Annotated in this window: 16 protein-coding genes, 1 rRNA gene and 1 riboswitch; of the genes, 3 read left to right on the top strand and 14 right to left on the bottom strand. The window is 70.5% G+C overall.

The window, feature by feature from the left end; all coding sequences use genetic code 11:
- Together ACFYMU_RS25000 and ACFYMU_RS24995 are read right to left on the bottom strand one after the other, a co-directional pair.
- Complete coding sequence (locus tag ACFYMU_RS25000; RefSeq protein ID WP_388377169.1) at positions 1-801, bottom strand: CPBP family intramembrane glutamic endopeptidase; 801 nt, start codon at positions 799-801, stop codon at positions 1-3.
- 249 nt (positions 802-1,050) lie between these two features.
- Positions 1,051-2,568, bottom strand: a complete 1,518-nt coding sequence (locus ACFYMU_RS24995; RefSeq protein ID WP_388377166.1) for a glutamate-cysteine ligase family protein — start codon at positions 2,566-2,568, stop codon at positions 1,051-1,053.
- Between the two features lie 530 nt (positions 2,569-3,098).
- Here ACFYMU_RS24995 and ACFYMU_RS24990 point away from each other — a divergent pair.
- Positions 3,099-3,683, top strand: a complete 585-nt coding sequence (locus ACFYMU_RS24990; protein WP_388377164.1) for a hypothetical protein — start codon at positions 3,099-3,101, stop codon at positions 3,681-3,683.
- A gap of 395 nt (positions 3,684-4,078) precedes the next feature.
- On the top strand, positions 4,079-4,285 hold the full coding sequence (locus ACFYMU_RS24985) for a DUF5999 family protein (protein ID WP_388377161.1): 207 nt from the start codon (positions 4,079-4,081) through the stop codon (positions 4,283-4,285).
- Positions 4,286-4,377: 92 nt separating this feature from the next.
- Here the strand turns inward: ACFYMU_RS24985 and gcvP are convergent, their stop codons facing one another.
- Complete coding sequence (gcvP, locus tag ACFYMU_RS24980; RefSeq protein ID WP_388377158.1) at positions 4,378-7,263, bottom strand: aminomethyl-transferring glycine dehydrogenase; 2,886 nt, start codon at positions 7,261-7,263, stop codon at positions 4,378-4,380.
- Positions 7,264-7,438: 175 nt separating this feature from the next.
- A riboswitch (glycine riboswitch) is annotated at positions 7,439-7,534 on the bottom strand.
- 112 nt (positions 7,535-7,646) lie between these two features.
- Between gcvP and ACFYMU_RS24975 the strand changes: the two genes are divergently transcribed.
- Complete coding sequence (locus ACFYMU_RS24975) at positions 7,647-8,018, top strand: PRC-barrel domain-containing protein (RefSeq protein ID WP_388377155.1); 372 nt, start codon at positions 7,647-7,649, stop codon at positions 8,016-8,018.
- A 10-nt stretch (positions 8,019-8,028) separates the two neighbouring features.
- Here ACFYMU_RS24975 and ACFYMU_RS24970 read toward each other — a convergent pair whose 3' ends face one another.
- The 11 genes from ACFYMU_RS24970 to rrf form a co-directional block, all read right to left on the bottom strand.
- Positions 8,029-9,480 (bottom strand): DNA polymerase IV, encoded by a 1,452-nt coding sequence (locus ACFYMU_RS24970; protein ID WP_388377152.1) that lies wholly within the window; start codon positions 9,478-9,480, stop codon positions 8,029-8,031.
- Positions 9,481-9,536: 56 nt separating this feature from the next.
- Complete coding sequence (locus ACFYMU_RS24965) at positions 9,537-10,223, bottom strand: MerR family transcriptional regulator (protein WP_388377151.1); 687 nt, start codon at positions 10,221-10,223, stop codon at positions 9,537-9,539.
- Between the two features lie 280 nt (positions 10,224-10,503).
- Complete coding sequence (locus tag ACFYMU_RS24960) at positions 10,504-10,977, bottom strand: bifunctional nuclease family protein (RefSeq protein WP_004002801.1); 474 nt, start codon at positions 10,975-10,977, stop codon at positions 10,504-10,506.
- Positions 10,978-11,084: 107 nt separating this feature from the next.
- Positions 11,085-11,852, bottom strand: a complete 768-nt coding sequence (locus ACFYMU_RS24955) for a MerR family transcriptional regulator (protein WP_388377147.1) — start codon at positions 11,850-11,852, stop codon at positions 11,085-11,087.
- 43 nt (positions 11,853-11,895) lie between these two features.
- A complete protein-coding gene (locus tag ACFYMU_RS24950) occupies positions 11,896-12,768 on the bottom strand; it encodes an FHA domain-containing protein (RefSeq protein WP_388377144.1) in 873 nt (290 codons plus the stop codon).
- 61 nt (positions 12,769-12,829) lie between these two features.
- Complete coding sequence (locus tag ACFYMU_RS24945) at positions 12,830-13,690, bottom strand: DUF881 domain-containing protein (protein WP_388377141.1); 861 nt, start codon at positions 13,688-13,690, stop codon at positions 12,830-12,832.
- A 5-nt stretch (positions 13,691-13,695) separates the two neighbouring features.
- Complete coding sequence (locus ACFYMU_RS24940; RefSeq protein WP_019708255.1) at positions 13,696-14,028, bottom strand: small basic family protein; 333 nt, start codon at positions 14,026-14,028, stop codon at positions 13,696-13,698.
- Positions 14,025-14,927 carry a DUF881 domain-containing protein gene (locus tag ACFYMU_RS24935; protein ID WP_388377138.1) on the bottom strand — a complete coding sequence of 301 codons (903 nt, stop codon included), beginning with the start codon at positions 14,925-14,927 and terminating at the stop codon, positions 14,025-14,027. The genes ACFYMU_RS24940 and ACFYMU_RS24935 overlap by 4 nt, the downstream gene beginning before the upstream one ends.
- Positions 14,928-15,025: 98 nt before the next feature.
- Entirely contained in the window at positions 15,026-17,521 is a 2,496-nt protein-coding gene (locus tag ACFYMU_RS24930) for a sugar phosphate nucleotidyltransferase (protein WP_388377135.1), read from the bottom strand.
- Between the two features lie 114 nt (positions 17,522-17,635).
- Positions 17,636-18,244 (bottom strand): CDP-alcohol phosphatidyltransferase family protein, encoded by a 609-nt coding sequence (locus tag ACFYMU_RS24925; RefSeq protein WP_388377133.1) that lies wholly within the window; start codon positions 18,242-18,244, stop codon positions 17,636-17,638.
- A gap of 157 nt (positions 18,245-18,401) precedes the next feature.
- Positions 18,402-18,495: ribosomal RNA gene (gene rrf, locus ACFYMU_RS24920) — 5S ribosomal RNA — on the bottom strand; the annotation flags it as partial.

Below are 18,495 nucleotides of genomic sequence, written 5' to 3'. Positions count from 1 at the left end.
TCACGCCGTCGGCAGCCACCCCACCTTCCCCGCCAGCAGCGCGTATCCCACGAAGGCTCCGATGTCGAGCAGGGAGTGGGCCACCACCAGGGGGCCGACACGGCCCCAGCGCCGGTACAGCCAGACGAAGACGACGCCCATCGCCATGTTGCCGAGGAAGCCGCCGACGCCCTGGTAGAGGTGGTAGGAACCGCGCAGCATCGAGCAGGCCACCAGGGCCGCGCCGGGACCCCAGCCCAACTGGCCCAGCCGGCGCAGCAGATAGCCGACGACGATGACCTCCTCCAGGACGGCGTTCTGCACCGCCGACAGCACCAGGACGGGGTACTTCCACCAGACGTCCGGCAGGGCCTCCGGCACCACCGTGAGGTTCGCGCCGAAACCGCGGGCAGCCAGGTAGAACGCCACGCCGGTGGATCCGATCACCGCGGCGACCGCGGCGCCGCGCCCCAGGTCCGGCCAGGGCCGGGTCCGGTCGAAGCCGAGCGTGCGCAACGACGCCCCCTCGCGCAGCAGCAGGTGCGCGACGAGTGCGACGGGCACCAGCGCCGACGCGATCCCGAAGAGCTGCCAGGCCAGGTCGAGCCAGGGACGCCCCGGTGCGGCCGAGGCGTTCATGGTGGCCGCCTGCTCCTTGAGACCTCCCGGCTTGGTGACCGATCCGACAAAGCTGATCAGCGCGGACACTCCGCTCGCACCGAGCGAGAGCGCCAGGACGAGCAGCGTCTCGTCCCGCAGAATCCGCCGCGTCGGCCGCTCCATGGGATGAGAACCGGTCGCCGCCCCTGCCTCCACCTGCACTCCCGCCTCCAGTCGAAGGGCGTACCTCCCCCTTTTGTTCTGCCATACGGTTTCCGCACGGCACGGGCTCATCGGAGAAGGGCACCACCGTCGTGGCACGTCACAGCTTGCCCTACGGTCACGGCGCGGGCACCGCCGGCCCTCGGCGCCGCGCGTGCCGCGGGGGCGGCGCGTGCCGCGGGGGCCGCGGGGGCCGCGGGGGCCGCGGGGCGGCGGGGGCGGCGGACGCCCGGCGCCCCGACCGGCGGCTCACCCCAGCGGCACCGGTTCCGGCAGGCCGACCGGCCAGGTGTGCACCGGCTCTCCCGCCTGCATCAGCTCGCAGTACCGCCGTGTCGTCGCGGCCAGCGCGGCGTTGCGGTCCAGACCCTGCTCCAGGGCCCGGTGGAAGGTGGCGGCCTGCCAGCTCGCGCCGTTGGCCCTCCGCCTGCACCGCTCGTCGATCACTCCGAGGTAGAGGTCACGGTCCGCGGGTTCGACGCCCCATGCGTCCAGCCCCGCCTCGGCGAGCGGCAGCAGTTCGTCCCGCACGAGGTCCACGGCCTCCACCTCGACGGTCCCTGCGTGGCGCCCGCGCCGCGGCCACCGCAGGCGTGCCTCGATGCCGTAGCGGCAGGCGGCATCGAAATTGGCGGCGGCGGCCTCGAACGGCAGCCGCGCCCACACCGGCCGCGCCTCCTCCGCGAGGGCACGGACGACGCCGTAGTAGAAGGCCGCGTTGGCGATCACATCGGTGACGGTGGGCCCGGCGGGCAGCACCCTGTTCTCGACCCGCAGGTGCGGAACCCCGTCGGCGATGCCGTACACGGGCCGGTTCCAGCGGTACACCGTGCCGTTGTGCAAGACGAGTTCCGCGAGCTTGGGGACGCCGCCCTCGTTCAGCACCCGCAGCGGGTCCTCCTCGTCGCAGATCGGCAGCAGCGCGGGGAAGTAGCGCAGGTTCTCCTCGAACAGCTCGTGCGCCGACGTGATCCAGCGCTCCCCGAACCAGGTGCGCGGCCGCACACCCTGCGCCTGCAGCTCGGGCGGCCGGGTGTCCGTGGACTGCTGGAACAGCGGCGGCCGGGACTCGCGCCACAGCTCGCGTCCGAACAGGAACGGCGAGTTGGCGCCGACGGCGATCTGCGCCGCCGCGACCGCCTGCGCCGCGTTCCACACGTCGGCGAAGCGCGCCGGGGTGACCTGGAGGTGCAGCTGGACGGAGGTGCAGGCGGCCTCGGGCGCGATCGACCGCGAGGTGCACACGAGCCTCTCCACCCCCTCGATGTCCAGCATGAAGTCCTCACCGCGCGCGGCCACGATCTGGTCGTTGAGCAGGGTGTAGCGGTCCACGGCGGAGAGGTTGGAGGAGACGAGGTCGTCGCGGTCGAGCGTCGGCAGAATGCCGATCATCACGATTCCGGCGTCGACCTCACTCGCTTTCCGGTCGGCATAGGCGAGTGAGGTGTGCAGTTCCTCGGCGAGCCGGTCGAATACCCGGCCGCCCAGCCGGTGGGGAGCGATGTTGACTTCCAGATTGAACATGGCGAGTTCTGTTTGGAAATCCCGGCTCGCTATCTTTTCGAGTACTTGCGCATTCATCATCCTGGGCATGCCGTCGGGCCCGGCGAGATTCAGCTCGATCTCCAGGCCCATGAGGTTCTTCGGGCGGTCGAACCGCTTCTCCTCCAGCAGGCGCTCCAGTCCCGCCAGACACTGCCTGAGCTTGCCGCGGTAGCGCTGGCGATCGGACAGGTCGAACGGCCCTGCCACGACCTTCTCTCCCATCGAAGCGTCCCTCCTTGGATGGGCAGGCCGAGGATCCGGCCGCTGCTGTCCCGGGTCACGGTGGATGATGCCCCGGCAAGGCGATCGATAACGTCCCCGTGGCGGCCGTCACCCGCTACGCTGGGAGGACGGCGTGTCCGGGCACATTCCCGAGGCATGCGGCCGAACGCAGTTTCAGGGCGCAACCAGTGTGAGGAAAAGCACCGGCGAGAATCAGCCGACCGCCACGGACAAGTATTCCGAGGTCGCCGCCGGGGCGCTCGCGCAGCATCGGGACGAACCGCACGAATCATCGGCTGGATATCCCCTTGTTCGTCATGCCAGGGACGGCTAGCGGAAACGCCCCGTGAACACGTGTCATATAAACTTCGCACACGGGGCAGAGAGTTGGCGATCGCGGTCCTGAGCCCTGTCGTCAAAGCGCCTTCCATTCGCCCGGGCACAGTTCCCGCCTCTCTGACCCCAAGAGCTGACAGCGCCGTCCGCCCGCCCCCGCGCACCCGTGCCTGTCGAATGAGAGGCGACCCACCATGCCGCTGCATGTCCCCCCGGCTCCCGCGCCCGCTCTTCGCTCCGTCCTCACGGCACTCGGTTCCCCCACCGCCGTCCATGAGGCCCGTACCCCGTCCCTGCGCGCCGCCCAGGGACCCGCCTCCCCGGAGATGCCGCTGCCCGTCCATGTGCTCGACCGGATCACCCCCACCGGCGCGTCGGCCACCCGGCTCGCCGGGTGGCGTTTCCTCATCCGCGCCGGCAACCGCGCCGTGGCCGCCGCCGAGACGATGCTCACCCCCGACGGCTGGGCGTTCTCCCGCTTCTTCGAGGGCCCGTACATCGCCGCCACCGAGCTCGCCCTGGCCCAGGCGGAGGCCATGAAACAGCCGTACCAGCCCAGGCTCCTGTCCGTGCCCGAGCTGTACATGCTCACGCTGTGGCTGCACGGCGACTGCGCCGCCGACGGCGCGACGGGCCACCCGGCCGCGACCGACCTCCTGGTGCCGCTCGCCCCCGCCCCGCCCGGCATCGCGGCCCACCGCCCGCACCGCGTCGCCGAACTGCTCCCGGTGCTCACCCTCCGGGTGACTCCGGCGCCGCTGCTCGGCTCGCCGGCGTAGCTCCCGACCCGTCGTGCCCCGCCGCCGGGAACGGCCGCGGGGCACGACGCGTGTCCGGCCGTCGAGCATGCTCCCGCCGCGCCGCTCGTACGTGTCCCACCGTGCTCGTACGAGGGACGATGCGCTGGTCGGCCCACATGGACTAGCCCCTTGAGGCCACTGCGAACCACCCAAAAGGACAGTGGAGTTGGGATGAACCGTCCGCGCGGGTGGTGCGTCATGAACCTGTGAGGAGCGGTGCTGCGAAATCCCTGCGGATCGACGCCCGTGGGGCAACACTGGGTTCCAGACCGACGTATCGCCAACGGGGGGCGGCCATGAAGGACGCGACGAGCCGCAGGACAGACACGCCATCCATCTCAGAGTTCACAACAGAGCGAAAGATCCCCACCACCATGTGCCAGCACCAGCCACCGTGCCCGACAGCCGAATCCGCCGACCGGGAGTCCGCCCGCCTTGTGGCGCACCACCCGGAGCAGGGGTGGAGCCTGCTGTGCAACGGCGTTCTGCTCTTCGAGGACACCGGTGAGCTTCTGCCGGACGGTCAGATCATCGCCCCGCACCGCCCGCTGGGCACCGAGCAGGTGATGACGGCCGCCTGAGCCGCACACCCGGGGCACCGCCGCCCCGCACACGAGGGGCCGGCCCGGAGACATACGCTCCGGAACCGGCCCCGACGCGTGCCAGGCGTCGATCACTCCTCGTAGGCGTCCAGCGGCGGGCAGGAGCAGACCAGGTTGCGGTCGCCGAAGGCCTGGTCGATACGGCGCACCGGCGGCCAGTACTTGTCGGCGGCCGAGACGCCGGCCGGGAAGACGGCTTCCTCACGGGCGTACGGGTGCTCCCACTCCCCGCCGAGCGCGGCGGCGGTGTGCGGGGCGTTCCGCAGCGGGTTGTCGTCGGCGGGCCACTCGCCGGAACCGACCTTCTCGATCTCCGCACGAATGGCGATCATCGCCTCGCAGAACCGGTCGAGCTCCGTGAGGTCCTCCGACTCGGTCGGCTCGATCATCAGCGTGCCGGCCACCGGGAACGACATCGTCGGCGCGTGGAAACCGTAGTCGATCAGCCGCTTGGCGATGTCGTCGACGGACACACCGGTCGCCTTGGTCAGCGGACGCAGGTCGATGATGCACTCGTGCGCGACCAGACCGCCCGGGCCGGTGTAGAGCACCGGGTAGTGCGGCTCCAGGCGCTTGGCGATGTAGTTGGCGGAGAGCACGGCCACCTGTGTGGCGTGCTTGAGGCCCTCACCGCCCATGAGCCGGACGTACGCCCACGAGATCGGCAGGATGGCCGCGGAACCCCACGGGGCGGCCGAGATCGGGCCGACGCCCGTCTCCGGGCCGGCCGCGGGCTGCAGCGGGTGGTTCGGCAGGTACGGCGCCAGGTGGGCGCGCACGCCGACCGGCCCGACGCCCGGACCGCCGCCGCCGTGCGGGATGCAGAACGTCTTGTGCAGGTTGAGGTGCGAGACGTCGCCCCCGAAGTGGCCCGGCTTGGCGAGGCCGACCAGCGCGTTGAGGTTGGCCCCGTCGACGTACACCTGTCCGCCGGCCTCGTGCACGGTCGCACAGATGTCGGCGACGTGCTCCTCGAACGCACCGTGCGTGGAGGGGTACGTGATCATCAGCACCGCCAGCTCGTCGCGGTGCTGCTCGATCTTGGCCCGCAGGTCCTCGACGTCGATCTCGCCGTCCTCCGCGGTCCTCACCACCACGACCCTCATCCCCGCCATGGCGGCGCTCGCGGCGTTGGTGCCGTGGGCGGAGGAGGGGATGAGGCAGACGGTGCGCCGGTCGTCGCCGTTGGCCCGGTGGTAGCCGCGCACGGCGAGCAGGCCGGCCAGCTCGCCCTGCGAGCCGGCGTTGGGCTGCAGGGAGACCTTGTCGTACCCGGTGACCTCGGCGAGGCGCTCCTCCAGCTCGTGGATGAGCGTGAGGTAGCCCTGCGCCTGCTCGGCGGGCGCGAAGGGGTGCAGCTGCCCGAACTCCGGCCAGGTGACCGGCTCCATCTCCGTGGTCGCGTTGAGCTTCATGGTGCAGGAGCCCAGCGGGATCATGCCGCGGTCGAGGGCGTAGTCGCGGTCGGCGAGCCGGCGCAGGTAGCGCAGCATGGCCGTCTCGGAGCGGTACTGGTGGAAGACCGGGTGCGTGAGGTAGTCGTCGGTGCGCGCCAGCGCCTGCGGGAGCGCGTCCGCGGCGCCCGCGTCCAGCGCCTCGATGTCCGCCTCGACGCCGAAGGCGCTCCACACGGCGCCCAGCTGGGCCCGTGTGGTCGTCTCGTCGCAGGCGATCGAGACGTGGTCGGCGTCGACGAGGCGCAGATTGGTCCCGCCCTCGCGCGCGGCGGCGACGACCGCGTCGGCGCGGCCCGGCACCCGCACGGTGAGCGTGTCGAAGTAGGCGCCGTGGACGACCTCGGCCCCGCCCGCCGCCAGACCCGCGGCGAGGATCGCGGCGTACCGGTGCGTGCGCCGCGCGATGGTGCGCAGGCCCTCGGGCCCGTGGTAGACGGCGTACATCCCGGCCATGACGGCGAGCAGCACCTGCGCGGTGCAGATGTTGCTGGTCGCCTTCTCGCGGCGGATGTGCTGCTCCCGCGTCTGCAGGGCCAGCCGGTACGCCTTGTGCCCGTCCGCGTCCACGGAGACGCCCACGAGCCGGCCGGGCAGGCTGCGCGCGAACTTCTCCCGCACGGCCATGTAGCCCGCGTGCGGCCCGCCGAAGCCCATCGGTACGCCGAAGCGCTGCGTCGTACCGACGGCGATGTCGGCGCCCAGCTCACCCGGCGAGGCCAGCAGCGTCAGCGCGAGCAGGTCGGCCGCCACGGTGACGAGCGCGCCCAGCTCGTGGGCCTGCTCGACGACGGGCCTGATGTCGCGGACGGCACCGGAGGCGCCCGGGTACTGGATCAGTACGCCGTTGATCTCCCGCTCGGCGATCTCGGCCGGAATGCCGTCGCTCAGGTCGGCGACCACGACCTCCACGCCGGTCGGCTCCGCACGGGTCCGGATCACGGCGACGGTCTGCGGCAGCGCGTCCGCGTCGACCAGGAAGAGGCCGTGCTTGTTCTTGCCCATGCGCCGGGACAGCGCCATCGCCTCGGCGGCGGCGGTGCCCTCGTCGAGCAGGGAGGCGCCCGAGGTCGGCAGGCCGGTGAGGTCGGCGACCATGGTCTGGAAGGTGAGCAGGGCCTCGAGCCGGCCCTGCGAGATCTCCGGCTGGTAGGGCGTGTACGCGGTGTACCACGCCGGGTTCTCCATCACGTTCCGCAGGATCACCGGCGGCGTGAAGGTCCCGTAGTACCCGAGACCGATCATGGAGCCGAGGACCTGGTTGCGGTCGGCGAGGGAGCGCAGCTCGGCCAGCACCTCGGCCTCGGTGCGCGCGCCCGGCAGCTCCAGGCCGTCGGCGTTCTTGATCACATCCGGGACGGCGGCGGCCGTGAGGTCGTCGAGCGAGCCGTAGCCGACCTGCGCGAGCATCTTGGCCCGCGCCTCCTGGTCGGGCCCGATGTGGCGCTGCTCGAAGGGCGTCCCCTGTTCGAGCTCGGCGAGCGGAATGCGGTGGGCGGTCATTGCGGAGGCCTCCTGGTCTGACACGACCTGCGAAGGGCACCACGGCACGGTGCCCCGACGGCCTCCCCCTCTGTCATCTCGACCTGAGAGCTTCACCGGACCGCCGCAAGGCGCTCCGGCTTTCACCGTCGGTGAGGGCGGGAGCCTCGACACCCGCCCTGCTTTCCAGAGTGACCTCGTCCGTGCGGTACGTGGGCCTGAGAGATTCCGGGGAGGATTTGCTCCTTCGGCGCCTCCGGATCGCTCCGGAGGACTCTCCCGCACGGGTTCAGCAGCCGCTTGCCAGGGTACCAGCGGGGATTCCGCGGAAGCTTCGAGTGGCCGTATGGCCGAATGTGCTCTTTTGTAGAGCTGATGCCGCATTGCGACCCATTGGAGGGACCGTGCAGACCGACATCGATCCGCGGAATCTGATCGGCCGCAAGGCGTTCGACCGCAACGGAGCCAAGATCGGCACGGTCGACGAGGTCTACCTCGACGACGCGACCGGGGTGCCGGAGTGGGCGGCCATACGAACGGGCCTGTTCAGCAGGGACGCGTTCGTCCCGCTGGAGCCCAGCGAGCTGGTGGAGGGGACGCTGCGGGTGCCCTTCGACCGGGCTCTGATCAAGGACGCCCCGGACTTCGGTGTCGGACGCCACCTCTCCCCCGAGCAGGAGCTCCAGCTCTACCACCACTACGGCCTGGACGTGGCCGCACCGCCCGCACCGGCGGACCGCGACTTCGGGCATCTCGCCGGATCGGACGAGACCTGACCCCTGCCCGTCACCGGGCCCGGGCGTCCCTCGACCGAGCCCGGGCCGCGTTCTGTGCCGCACCCGGCTCGGCGCCTCCGGGTCTTCGGGGCGCCCCGGACGGGCCCCCAGGCGGTCGCGGCACCAGGGGCACCGGATCCGCCGGCTCCAGCCCGGGGTCGTCGCTGCGGAAGGTGCGCACACGTCCGGGCTCCGAGCCGGGGGTCTCGAACCGGACGGTGACCCGGCCCAGGCCGCTGCCCTGCACCCAGCCGGGCCCGTACTCCGTGTGCCGGACGTCGTGCCCCGGGCGCCAGACACGCTCGGCCAGCGCCGCGGGCTCTTCCTCGGCGGGCCCCTCCGCGCCCTCCGCCCCCGGGGGCTCCTCCGTCACGGTCTCTCCCGCGGCCACGTGGGCCTGGGCGAACAGATCCTCCTGGGTGTAGTCGGCGAGGCCGCTGACGCCCACGCCGAGGAGCCGTACGCCGCCCGTGGTGTCCACGGAGTCCAGCAGCCGCGCCGCGGCCTCCCGCACCACCGCGGGATCGTCCGTGGGCCCGCGGAGGGTCTCCGAACGGGTCAGCGTCGAGAAGTCGTACCGCCGCACCTTCAGCACGATGGTCCGGCCCGACAGCCCCGCCTCCCGCAGCCGCCGCACGCAGCGGTCCGCGAGCCGCTGCACCTCCAGGCCGACCCGGAGCCGGTCATGGATGTCCACGTCGTAGGTGTCCTCGACGGACACCGACTTGGTCTCCCGCTCGGCCACCACGGGCCGATCGTCCCGGGCCAGCGCCATGGCGTACAGCGCGTGGCCGTGGGCCTTGCCCACCAGCCGTACCAGCTCGTCCTCGCCCGCCTCGGCGATCTCGTCGACCGTGGTGATCCCGGCCCGTCTCAGATGGTCCCCGGTGGCGGGGCCGACGCCCGGCAGCGTCCGCACGGACAGGGGGCCCAGCAGCGCGCGCTCGCTGCCCGGCCGTATCAGCACCAGTCCGTCCGGCTTGGCCTGCTCGGAGGCGATCTTCGCGAGCATCTTGGAGGCGGCGAGCCCCACCGAGCCGGTCAGCCCGGTGGCGGCGCGGATGTCCGCGCGCAGCTTGACCCCGGTCAGCCGGGCCGACTCCTCGTCCCAGGCCGTGCCCCCGGCCTCCAGGTCCACGAACGCCTCGTCCAGGCTCAGCGGCTCCACCAGCGGCGACAGGTCCCGCAGCAGGCCCATCACCTGCTCGCTGATCTCGCGGTAGAACCCGAAGCGCGGCACCAGATAGGCCGCGTGCGGCGCGAGCCTGCGCGCCTGGGCCATGGGCATCGCCGAGTGGACCCCGAAGACCCGCGCCTCGTACGAGGCCGTGGCCACCACGCCCCGCGGCCCGAGCCCGCCCACGACGACGGCCTTCCCCCGCAGGCTCGGCTTGGCCGCCTGCTCCGCCGAGGCGTAGAAGGCATCCATGTCGAGATGCAGGATCGTGGGCGCGGTTCTCACATCTCCGATGCTGCCCTACGGCACTGACAACGCGGCACGGACGCCGGCGGCGCGTCTCACACGGCCCGGTTGCGGCGCCGCGCCAGTTCGTCCGCCGGATTGGGGCCGACGATGGTCTCGCCGGTGTCGACGCGCTCCCCGTGCAGTTGCGACAGGGCGTTCTCGACGTCGCGCCACACGACGCCCACGGCGATGCCGAAGATGCCCTGTCCGCCCTGCAGGAGCGCGTGCACCTCGTCCGGCGACGTGCACTCGTACACCGTCGCGCCGTCGCTCATCATCGTCATCCGCTCCAGGTCGCGGAAACCGCGCTCCCTGAGGTGCTGGACGGCGGCGCGGATGTTCTGCAGCGACACACCGGTGTCGAGGAAGCGTTTGACGATCTTGAGGACCACGACGTCCCGGAAGCTGTACAGCCGCTGCGTCCCCGATCCGTAGGCGGGGCGCACGCTCGGCTCGACCAGGCCCGTCCGGGCCCAGTAGTCCAGTTGCCGGTAGGTGATGCCCGCGGCGGCGCACGCCGTGGGACCGCGGTAGCCGATGTGCTCGGTGGCCTGCTCGGTGGCCGTTTCCGCACCGCCCGGCACGGCCGTGGGCCGCTGAGCGGCGGAGCCCGCGGGGCCGCCGGGATGGGTGTACCCCCCGCTCGAACGGAGCCGAGAGCTTGGGGAAGGATACGGACCGCTCTCTCCCGGACTGTGTCCGGGGGCGCCCCCAGCCGTACCGCCGCCGCTGCTTCTCACGCCGACCTCCGTCCTTGACCTGCCTTCTCGACGGTAGGCAGTCACCAGGGGTGCGTCAACGATCGCCACACTCGGCACGCCGAGTGATAATCACCCTAGGAGTGGTTTCCCGTGCCCTCCCGTGGGGAAAGGCTAGCCGAATGCCCGAGCGAAGGATCGCCGGACGTCGCACTGGTCTTCGGTCCGTCTCGTCCCCCGCCGATATGCGCACCGCCCATACGCACAGCCCCCACCAGGGCCCCGGTCGCCGCACACCGTCGGCCCGGCCCGCAGGGAACCGTCACTGGCTGCTCGTACCGAAGTCCTCCGGTGAGATCTGGTCGAGAAACTCGCGGAACTTCTCGACCTCGTCCTCCTGCTCGTCCGGGATCGCGATACCGGCGTCGTCGAGCACCCCGTCACTGCCGTAGATCGGCGTTCCGGTGCGCAGCGCCAGCGCTATGGCGTCGGACGGCCGGGCGCTCACCTCGACGCCGCTGGCGAAGACCAGCTCCGCGTAGAAGACGCCTTCACGCAGGTCCGTGATGCGTACTTCCGTGAGCTCCTGGCCGACGGCCTCCAGCACGTCCTTGAACAGGTCGTGGGTCAGCGGTCGCGCGGGGGCCATGCCCTGCTGGGCGAAGGCGATCGCCGTCGCCTCTCCGGGGCCGATCCAGATGGGGAGGTAACGGTCGCCTCCCACTTCACGCAGGAGCACGATCGGTTGGTTGGAGGGCATCTCGACCCGGACACCTACGACATCGAGCTCGTTCACACAGCAACCCTAGGCCGTGCCCGGGACGTTTGGGTAGTCGGGCACAGATCGGCTGGGGAGTCGGGCACAGATCGGCCGACCGATCCGCCGACGGCGAACGCTACGGCTCAGGGCAGGCGCACACCCAGGGCGGACTGCACCAGCGCGGCGTGCAGCCTCACCACCAGCGCGGCCAGTTCCTTCGCGCGTGCCTCGGCGTGCGCCCTGGTCTGCGGATTGCGGTGCCGGCGCAACGGAGCCACCACCTGGTCCACCAGGCCCGCCTCGCGCTCCGCGGCGGCCTTCATCATCCGCAGATGGCGCGGCTCGATCCCGTGCCGGCCCAGTTCCGCCACCAGAGTGGCCACCGCGACCGCCTCCGCCTCGTACGTCCCGTCCGGCAGCGGCGCGACGAGCCCGTACGACTCCCACTCCGCGAGCTGCTCCGCACAGATCCCGGCGGCTGTCAGCAGCTCGTCCCGGCCGATCCGCGCGCCCGGGGCGGGGTCGCCCTCGCCCAGGAGGTCTCCCAGCAGCTCTCCGAGCAGTTCTCCGTCGCCGGTGTCGCGCTGACGCCCCAGGGACGGCAGCCGTACCTCCTCGCCGCGCTCCAGGGCGTCCAGGTACTCGCGGATGACCTTCAGCGGCAGATAGTGGTCCCGCTGCATCCTCAGCACCTGAGCGAGCCGCTCGACGTCGCGGTCACTGAACTTGCGGTACCCCGACGGGGTCCGCCGCGGATCGATGAGCCCCTCCGACTCCAGGAAACGAATCTTGGAGACGGTGACTTCGGGAAACTCGTCGCGCAGCACGTTCAGCACCGTGCCGATGCTCATCAGCCCGCCGTCCGCCGCGGCGGTGCCGCTGTCGGCACCGCCGCTCGGTGTTTGAAGCATGGACCTTCCCTGGGGGTCCCCCCGGACGGCGTCCGGAGGAGGGTCAGATGGCCCGCTGACTTGCGTAGAAGACCAGCCTGTACTTGCCGATCTGCACCTCGTCACCGTTGGAGAGCGCCACCTGGTCGATCCGTTCCCGGTTCACATACGTCCCGTTCAGGCTGCCGACGTCGGCGACCGTGAACGAGCCGTCCGGGCTCCGGCGGAACTCCACGTGCCGGCGGGAGACCGTCACGTCGTCCAGGAAGATGTCGCTCTGCGGATGACGGCCCGCCGTGGTGAGCTCGGCGTCCAGCAGGAAGCGGCTGCCCGAGTTGGGGCCGCGGCGCACCACCAGCAGCGCCGAGCCCGGCGGCAGCGCGTCGACGGCCGCCTGCGCCTCGGGAGACAGCATCGGCATCGGCGTCTGGCCGGTCGCCTCCGCGTCGTATGCCTCCAGGCCCGAGATGGAGATCGTGGAGGTCGTCTCCGACGCACGCTCCGGGACCGCTCCGGCCCTGAGCGGCGCACCGCAGTTGGAGCAGAAGCGGCTGTTCTCCGCATTGCGGTGACCGCACCTCGAACACACCAGGGCCGACATGTCCCCGAAACCTATGCGGCCGGAAGCGCCGGGGTCAACCGACGACGCGCCCTGACCTCCGGACATGTCGCCACCCGGCCCGGCGACCTGGTCCCGGAACAGCGGGCGCTGGCCCTCGGCTTCTCCCGGCTGTGCGCGATGGCGGGCGGTCGCGTTCTCGCCGCCCTCTCGCGCGCTCTTGCCGAACAACTTCGCAAACAACTTCACGGGCGATTCCCCTTGACCGAAACAGACCCGCCCGTGGGGCAGGACGAACCCTGACTGCATACACCGGCCGACCCGGACATCTTCACAACGTCCGTATCCACCAGACAGTTTCCACCACGCACCACCCATTCGGTGCGCCGACCCCCCGCAACCTCATGCCCCTGCCGGACCGTCACCATGCACCGGCGGTTCATTGGGAGGACGACCGAGCGTAGTCAGGCTGCTTCGCCGCTCGCAAGGCGTCCACGACGATCTTCGCGGAACGCTCCACGGTGACCGTGGCCTGCTCCTTCTCCAGAGTCTGCACCACGCCTCCAGGAATGTTGAGCGCCGGCTCGAGGTCCTGCGGTTTGCCGATGACCTTGAAACGATAGGGCTGGGTGATCTTGTTCCCGTCGACGCTCACGCTCTTGCCGGAATCCGACAGATACGTGTCGGCGACGACACGCACGCCGTTCACCTGGATGGCCTCCGCGCCGGCCGCGCGCAGCTCCTGAACCGCGTCGAGCAGCATGTCCGCCTGGACCGTTCCCTTCGTGTCCTCGATCGTCATCGTGATGCCGGGCCCCTGTGCGGCCACGGTGCCCGCGAGGATGCCCAGTTGCCTCTCCTTCTCGTCGGTCTGCCTGCGGGCCTCCTCGGCCCGGTCCGAGCTGTTCTCCAGCTCGGACCGCTGATGCTCGAGACCCTGCTTCTCGTCCTGAAGACGCTGCGTGCGGTCGTCGAGTTCATCGAGGATGCGCACAAGATCCTCCTGACGCGCGCCGCGCAGGGCGCTGCCTCCGTCGCTGTTGGAGGCGACCTGGACGGCCAGGCCGAAGCCGAGGCCGAAGAGCAGGAGGGCGACGATGAGTTGGGCTCGCGTGACGCGCGGCGGCCACAGGGCCTTCGCCAGACGCCCGCGGCCGCTCAGCGCCGGCCCGGGCTCCTGCTCCTCGTCCGGCGTCCGCGTGGTCCCGGGTGCCGGTGCCGGGACCTCCTGCGGCAACTCCCTGCGCAGCCGGTGCTCGGGGGCCTGCGACGGCTCCGGCCGGTGATCCTCGTTGCTCATCGCCCTCACGCCCGGAACACGTGCCGGCGGATCGCCGCCGCGTTGGAGAAGATACGGATGCCGAGGACGACCACCACACCGGTGGACAGCTGCGCGCCGACGCCCAACTTGTCGCCCAGGAACACGATCAGCGCCGCGACCACCACGTTCGACAGGAACGACACCACGAAGACCTTGTCGTCGAAGATGCCGTCGAGCATGGCCCGCAGGCCGCCGAACACGGCGTCGAGCGCCGCCACGACAGCGATCGGGAGGTAAGGCTCGACGACCGCCGGAACCTCGGGTCGGACCAACAGGCCGACCACGACTCCGACGACGAGGCCCAGTACGGCGATCACGATGTGCCCTTCCCTGTGCTCGGCTGTGCTGTACGTACGGTCACACTCGGTGCGGCGGGCAGCCGGACGTCGCCCTCGGCGGAGATGCCGGTCCGGATCTTGTAGTTCTCCTGCAGCGCGTGCAGGTACAGCCCGTCCGCGCTGTTCTGGAACCTGGTGCTGAGCCGTCGCCCGTCCCCCACCGCGAGCACCGTGTACGGCGGCACCAGCGGTCTGTTGTCGACCAGTATCGCGTCACCCGCGGCCCTGATCGCCGACAGGGCGGTCAGCCGCTGCCCGTTGATCGCGATCGCCTCGGCGCCCGACTCCCACAGGCCGTTGACGACGCGCTGCATGTCGCGGTCGCGGACGCGTCCGGTGTCGGAGAACCCGGAGGTCTCACGCGGGTTGCCGCCGCCCCCCGTGCTGGCTTCCTCGGCGTCGTTCACCACGAGCTTCACACCCGGGCCGTGCACCGCGACGGCACCGGACAGAAGCCCGACCAGATCCGCTCGGTCGCCGCCACCGTCCTTCTTCAGGGCCTCACGCTGCCGTGCGCTCACGTCGTCGCGCAGCTTGTCGACGGTGCCTTCCAGTTTGTCCGCGGCCGCGGTCTCCCGCTGGATCCGGTCGATCAGTTCCTGGCGTTCCCTGGCGACCGTCGGGGCGGCCACGCGCGCCTGCGCGGCGCCCACGGTCACCACGACCGCGGCGAGCACGAGACCGGCCGCGAGACCGAGTCTGGCCCGGACCGTCCTGGGCATGCCACCGGCGTCGTCGGCCGTCTTCCGGGCGGCGGCCTCCGCGTATCCGTCGTCCAGGCTGTGGTCCATGACGTTGGTGAGCAACGACATGGAGGCATCAGGGCGCGGGGGCGGGGTTGTGCTCCGAACGGGGGGCGGCTGCGGCATGCCGCACATCGTCGCACGTCGCGTGCGCTACCTCCGAATGGCCCCACCGACGTGCCGGACAGGCACCCTGGGGGGCACTTGTCCGGCACGCGCGCGTGGTGTGCGTTTTATCGGCCGGCGCTGTCCACGACCGCCGACCACTCGTCGAGCAGGGCCTGCGCGGACGCGTCGTCGGGCCCTTCGGCCCACAGATGGGTGACGGCCTCTGCGGGGTCGGGCAGCACCAGCACCCACCGCCCGTCGGCCTCCACCACCCGTACGCCGTCGGTCGTGTCGACGAAGCGCTCCCCCGCCGCCTCCACGACACGGCGCATCACCAGGCCCTTGACGGCCCAGGGAGTCGCGAGGTCGCGCTTGAGGACGTGCGCACGTGGGATCCGCGCATCGATCTGGCTGAGGGTGAGCTGCGTCCGCGCCACCAGTCCGATGAGCCGTACGAAGGCGGCCGTGCCGTCGAAGACGCTGCTGAACTCGGGCACGATGAAGCCGCCGCGCCCGTCGCCGCCGAAGATGGTCGACTCGTCCCGGCCCACACGGGTGAGGTCATCGGGCGAGGTGGTCGTCCATTCGACCTGCGTCCCGTGGTACGCCGCCACCTGCTCGGCGATCCTCGTCGTGGTCACCGGCAGTGCCACCCGGCCGCTGCGTCGCTCGGCGGCCACCAGGTCCAGCATCACCAGCAGCGCCCGGTCGTCCTCGACGATCCGCCCCTTCTCGTCGACGAGGGACAACCGCTCGCCGACGGGGTCGAACCGCACCCCGAACGCCGCTCCCGACGACGCCACGATCTCCCCGAGCCGCACCAGTCCGGACCGGCGCGCGTCGGCGGACTCCGTCGGCCGGGCTTCGTCGAGACCGGGATTGATCGTCAGCGAGTCCACGCCGAGCTTGCCGAGCAGGCTCGGCAGGACCAGCCCCGCACTGCCGTTCGAGGCGTCCACCACGACCTTGAGGCCCGACTCGGCGATCCCGGTGGTGTCGACGCTCCGCAGCAGCGATCCGGTGTACGAGTCGAAGACGCTGGACGGGAAGTACAGGTCCCCGATCTCCCCAGGGAACGCCCGGCGGTACTCCTGCCGCGCGAACACCCGGTCCAGCTTCCGCTGGCCGGCCTGCGACAGATCGGCGCCCTGCCCGTCGAAGAACATGATGTCGACGGAGTCCGGCACGCCGGGCGATGTCCGGATCATGATTCCGCCGGCACTGCCTCGCGCGGTCTGCTGCCGGGCGACCGGCAGCGGCACGTTCTCCAGGTCCCGTACGTCGATGGCGCTCGCCTGGAGGGCCGAGATGACCGCGCGCTTGAGGGCGCGGGCCCCTCGCGAGTGGTCGCGGGCGGTGGTGACCGTGGACCCCTTCTTGAGCGTGGTGGCATACGCGCCGGCCAGCCGGACGGCCAGTTCCGGCGTGATCTCCACGTTCAGGATCCCGGACACACCACGGGCACCGAAGAGATGCGCCTGCCCCCGGGACTCCCAGATCACCGAGGTGTTGACGAAGGCACCGGCCTCGATGGTCTTGAAGGGGTAGACCCTCACGTTCCCCTGAACGATCGATTCTTCACCGATGAGGCACTCATCGCCTATGACGGCGCCGTCCTCGATCCTGGCCGCGCGCATGATGTCGGTGTTCTTTCCGACCACGCACCCGCGCAGATTGCTGTGCTGGCCGATGTACACGTTGTCGTGGACGACGGCCTTGTGCAGAAAGGCCCCGCTCTTCACCACGACGTTCGAGCCGACGACGGTGTGCTCCCGGATCTCCGCACCGGCCTCCACCTTGGCGTAGTCGCCGATGTAGAGCGGCCCGCGCAGGGCCGCGTCGGGGTGCACCTCCGCGCCCTCCGCCACCCACACGCCCGGCGATATCTCGAAGCCGTCTATCTCGACGTCGACCTTGCCCTCCAGGACGTCGGCCTGTGCCTTCACATAGCTCTCGTGGGTGCCTACGTCCTCCCAGTAGCCCTCGGCGACATAGCCGTAAATCGGCTTGCCCTCCTTCATCAGCTGCGGGAAGACGTCGCCCGACCAGTCGACGGGCACATCGGGCTCGACGTAGTCGAAGACCTCGGGCTCCATGACGTAGATGCCCGTGTTCACGGTGTCGGAGAAGACCTGGCCCCAGGTCGGCTTCTCCAGGAAGCGCTCGACCTGGCCCTCGTCGTCGACGATGGTGATGCCGAATTCCAGGGGGTTGGGCACACGGGTCAGACAGACGGTGACCAGGGCGCCCTTTTCCTTGTGGAAGCTGATCAGGTCGGTGAGGTCGAAGTCGGTCAGGGCGTCACCGGAGATGACGAGGAACGCGTCGTTCTTCAGTGCTTCCTCGGCGTTCTTGACGCTCCCGGCGGTACCGAGTGGCTTCTCCTCGTTGGCATAGGTGAGCTCCATCCCGAGCTCTTCACCGTCACCGAAGTAGTTCTTGACCAGTGAGGCCAGGAACTGGACGGTGACGACGGTCTCGTTGAGCCCATGCCTTTTGAGCAGCCGCAGCACGTGCTCCATGATCGGGCGGTTCGCCACAGGCAGGAGCGGCTTGGGCATGCTTGAGGTCATGGGGCGAAGGCGCGTGCCTTCGCCTCCCGCCATTACGACGGCCTTCATGTCGGAAGCGTCCTCCTCGAAGAGACGACGGTCTAGCCGACTTCACCCGTCTAGATTGTCCCGCAGTTTTCCTGCGCGGGCCATCGAGCCATTACGGCCGCCCCATCGGCGGGCTCAATCGGCCATGGCGTCCACCTTGACAAGTCGGCGGACCTGAACCACGTAGAGGACTCCTGCCCACCAGTACAGCGTTGTACCCCATCCGGCGAACGCCCATCCGAAAATAGCAGCGAGTGACGCGATCCATCCACTTCCGTCGCTGAGGAGCAGAAGGGGGAAGGCGTACATCAGGTTGAACGTCGCGGCCTTGCCCAGGAAGTTCACCTGCGGCGGCGGATAGCCGTGGCGCCTGAGGACCCCCACCATCACCAGCAGGACCAGCTCTCGCGCCACTAGTACAGCGGTCAACCAGAGGGGGAGAATGCCGCGCCAGGTGAGGCCCACCAGAGTGGACGCGATGTAGAGCCGGTCGGCCGCGGGGTCGAGGAGCCGGCCGAGGCTGCTGATCTGGTTCCAGCGCCGGGCGAGCTTGCCGTCCAGGTAGTCGCTGACGCCGCTCAGCACCAGCACCAGCAGGGCCCAGCCGTCACTCTTGGGCCCGCCGAACTCGGGCCTGAGGATCAGCCAGAGGAAGAGGGGCACGCCGACGAGCCGCGCCATGCTGAGGATGTTGGGGATGGTGAGGACCCGGTCCGTCTGGACACGGGTCTCCTGGACCTCCACCCGGGAGCCTCCTGCGGGAAACGAGCCGACGATGCCACCTGACCCTACCCGCAGGGTTTCCACCGTGGTACGGAGGGGGCGGTGCCACCGACGCCCAGCGGGCACACAAAAGCTCCGGCCCTCGGGCGGATGCCCAAGAGCCGGAGCTCCAAAGGGAGTTCGGCGGTGTCCTACTCTCCCACAGGGTCCCCCCTGCAGTACCATCGGCGCTGTAAGGCTTAGCTTCCGGGTTCGGAATGTAACCGGGCGTT

Origin of the sequence: Streptomyces sp. NPDC007264 (assembly GCF_042869095.1) — a bacterium.
Classification (GTDB): domain Bacteria; phylum Actinomycetota; class Actinomycetes; order Streptomycetales; family Streptomycetaceae; genus Streptomyces.
The sequence above is the reverse complement of the archived record's forward strand: the minus strand, read 5'-3'. Positions and strand labels throughout refer to the sequence as shown.

Coding starts and splice junctions, on each gene's coding strand:
- gcvP (WP_388377158.1), bottom strand. CDS start 7,263: ATGACCGCCCACCGCATTCCGCTCGCCGAGCTCGAACAGGGGACGCCC.
- ACFYMU_RS24935 (WP_388377138.1), bottom strand. CDS start 14,927: ATGTGCGGCATGCCGCAGCCGCCCCCCGTTCGGAGCACAACCCCGCCC.
- ACFYMU_RS24950 (WP_388377144.1), bottom strand. CDS start 12,768: ATGGGTGGTGCGTGGTGGAAACTGTCTGGTGGATACGGACGTTGTGAA.
- ACFYMU_RS24990 (WP_388377164.1), top strand. CDS start 3,099: ATGCCGCTGCATGTCCCCCCGGCTCCCGCGCCCGCTCTTCGCTCCGTC.
- ACFYMU_RS24930 (WP_388377135.1), bottom strand. CDS start 17,521: ATGAAGGCCGTCGTAATGGCGGGAGGCGAAGGCACGCGCCTTCGCCCC.
- ACFYMU_RS24995 (WP_388377166.1), bottom strand. CDS start 2,568: ATGGGAGAGAAGGTCGTGGCAGGGCCGTTCGACCTGTCCGATCGCCAG.
- ACFYMU_RS24985 (WP_388377161.1), top strand. CDS start 4,079: ATGTGCCAGCACCAGCCACCGTGCCCGACAGCCGAATCCGCCGACCGG.
- ACFYMU_RS24955 (WP_388377147.1), bottom strand. CDS start 11,852: ATGCTTCAAACACCGAGCGGCGGTGCCGACAGCGGCACCGCCGCGGCG.
- ACFYMU_RS24945 (WP_388377141.1), bottom strand. CDS start 13,690: ATGAGCAACGAGGATCACCGGCCGGAGCCGTCGCAGGCCCCCGAGCAC.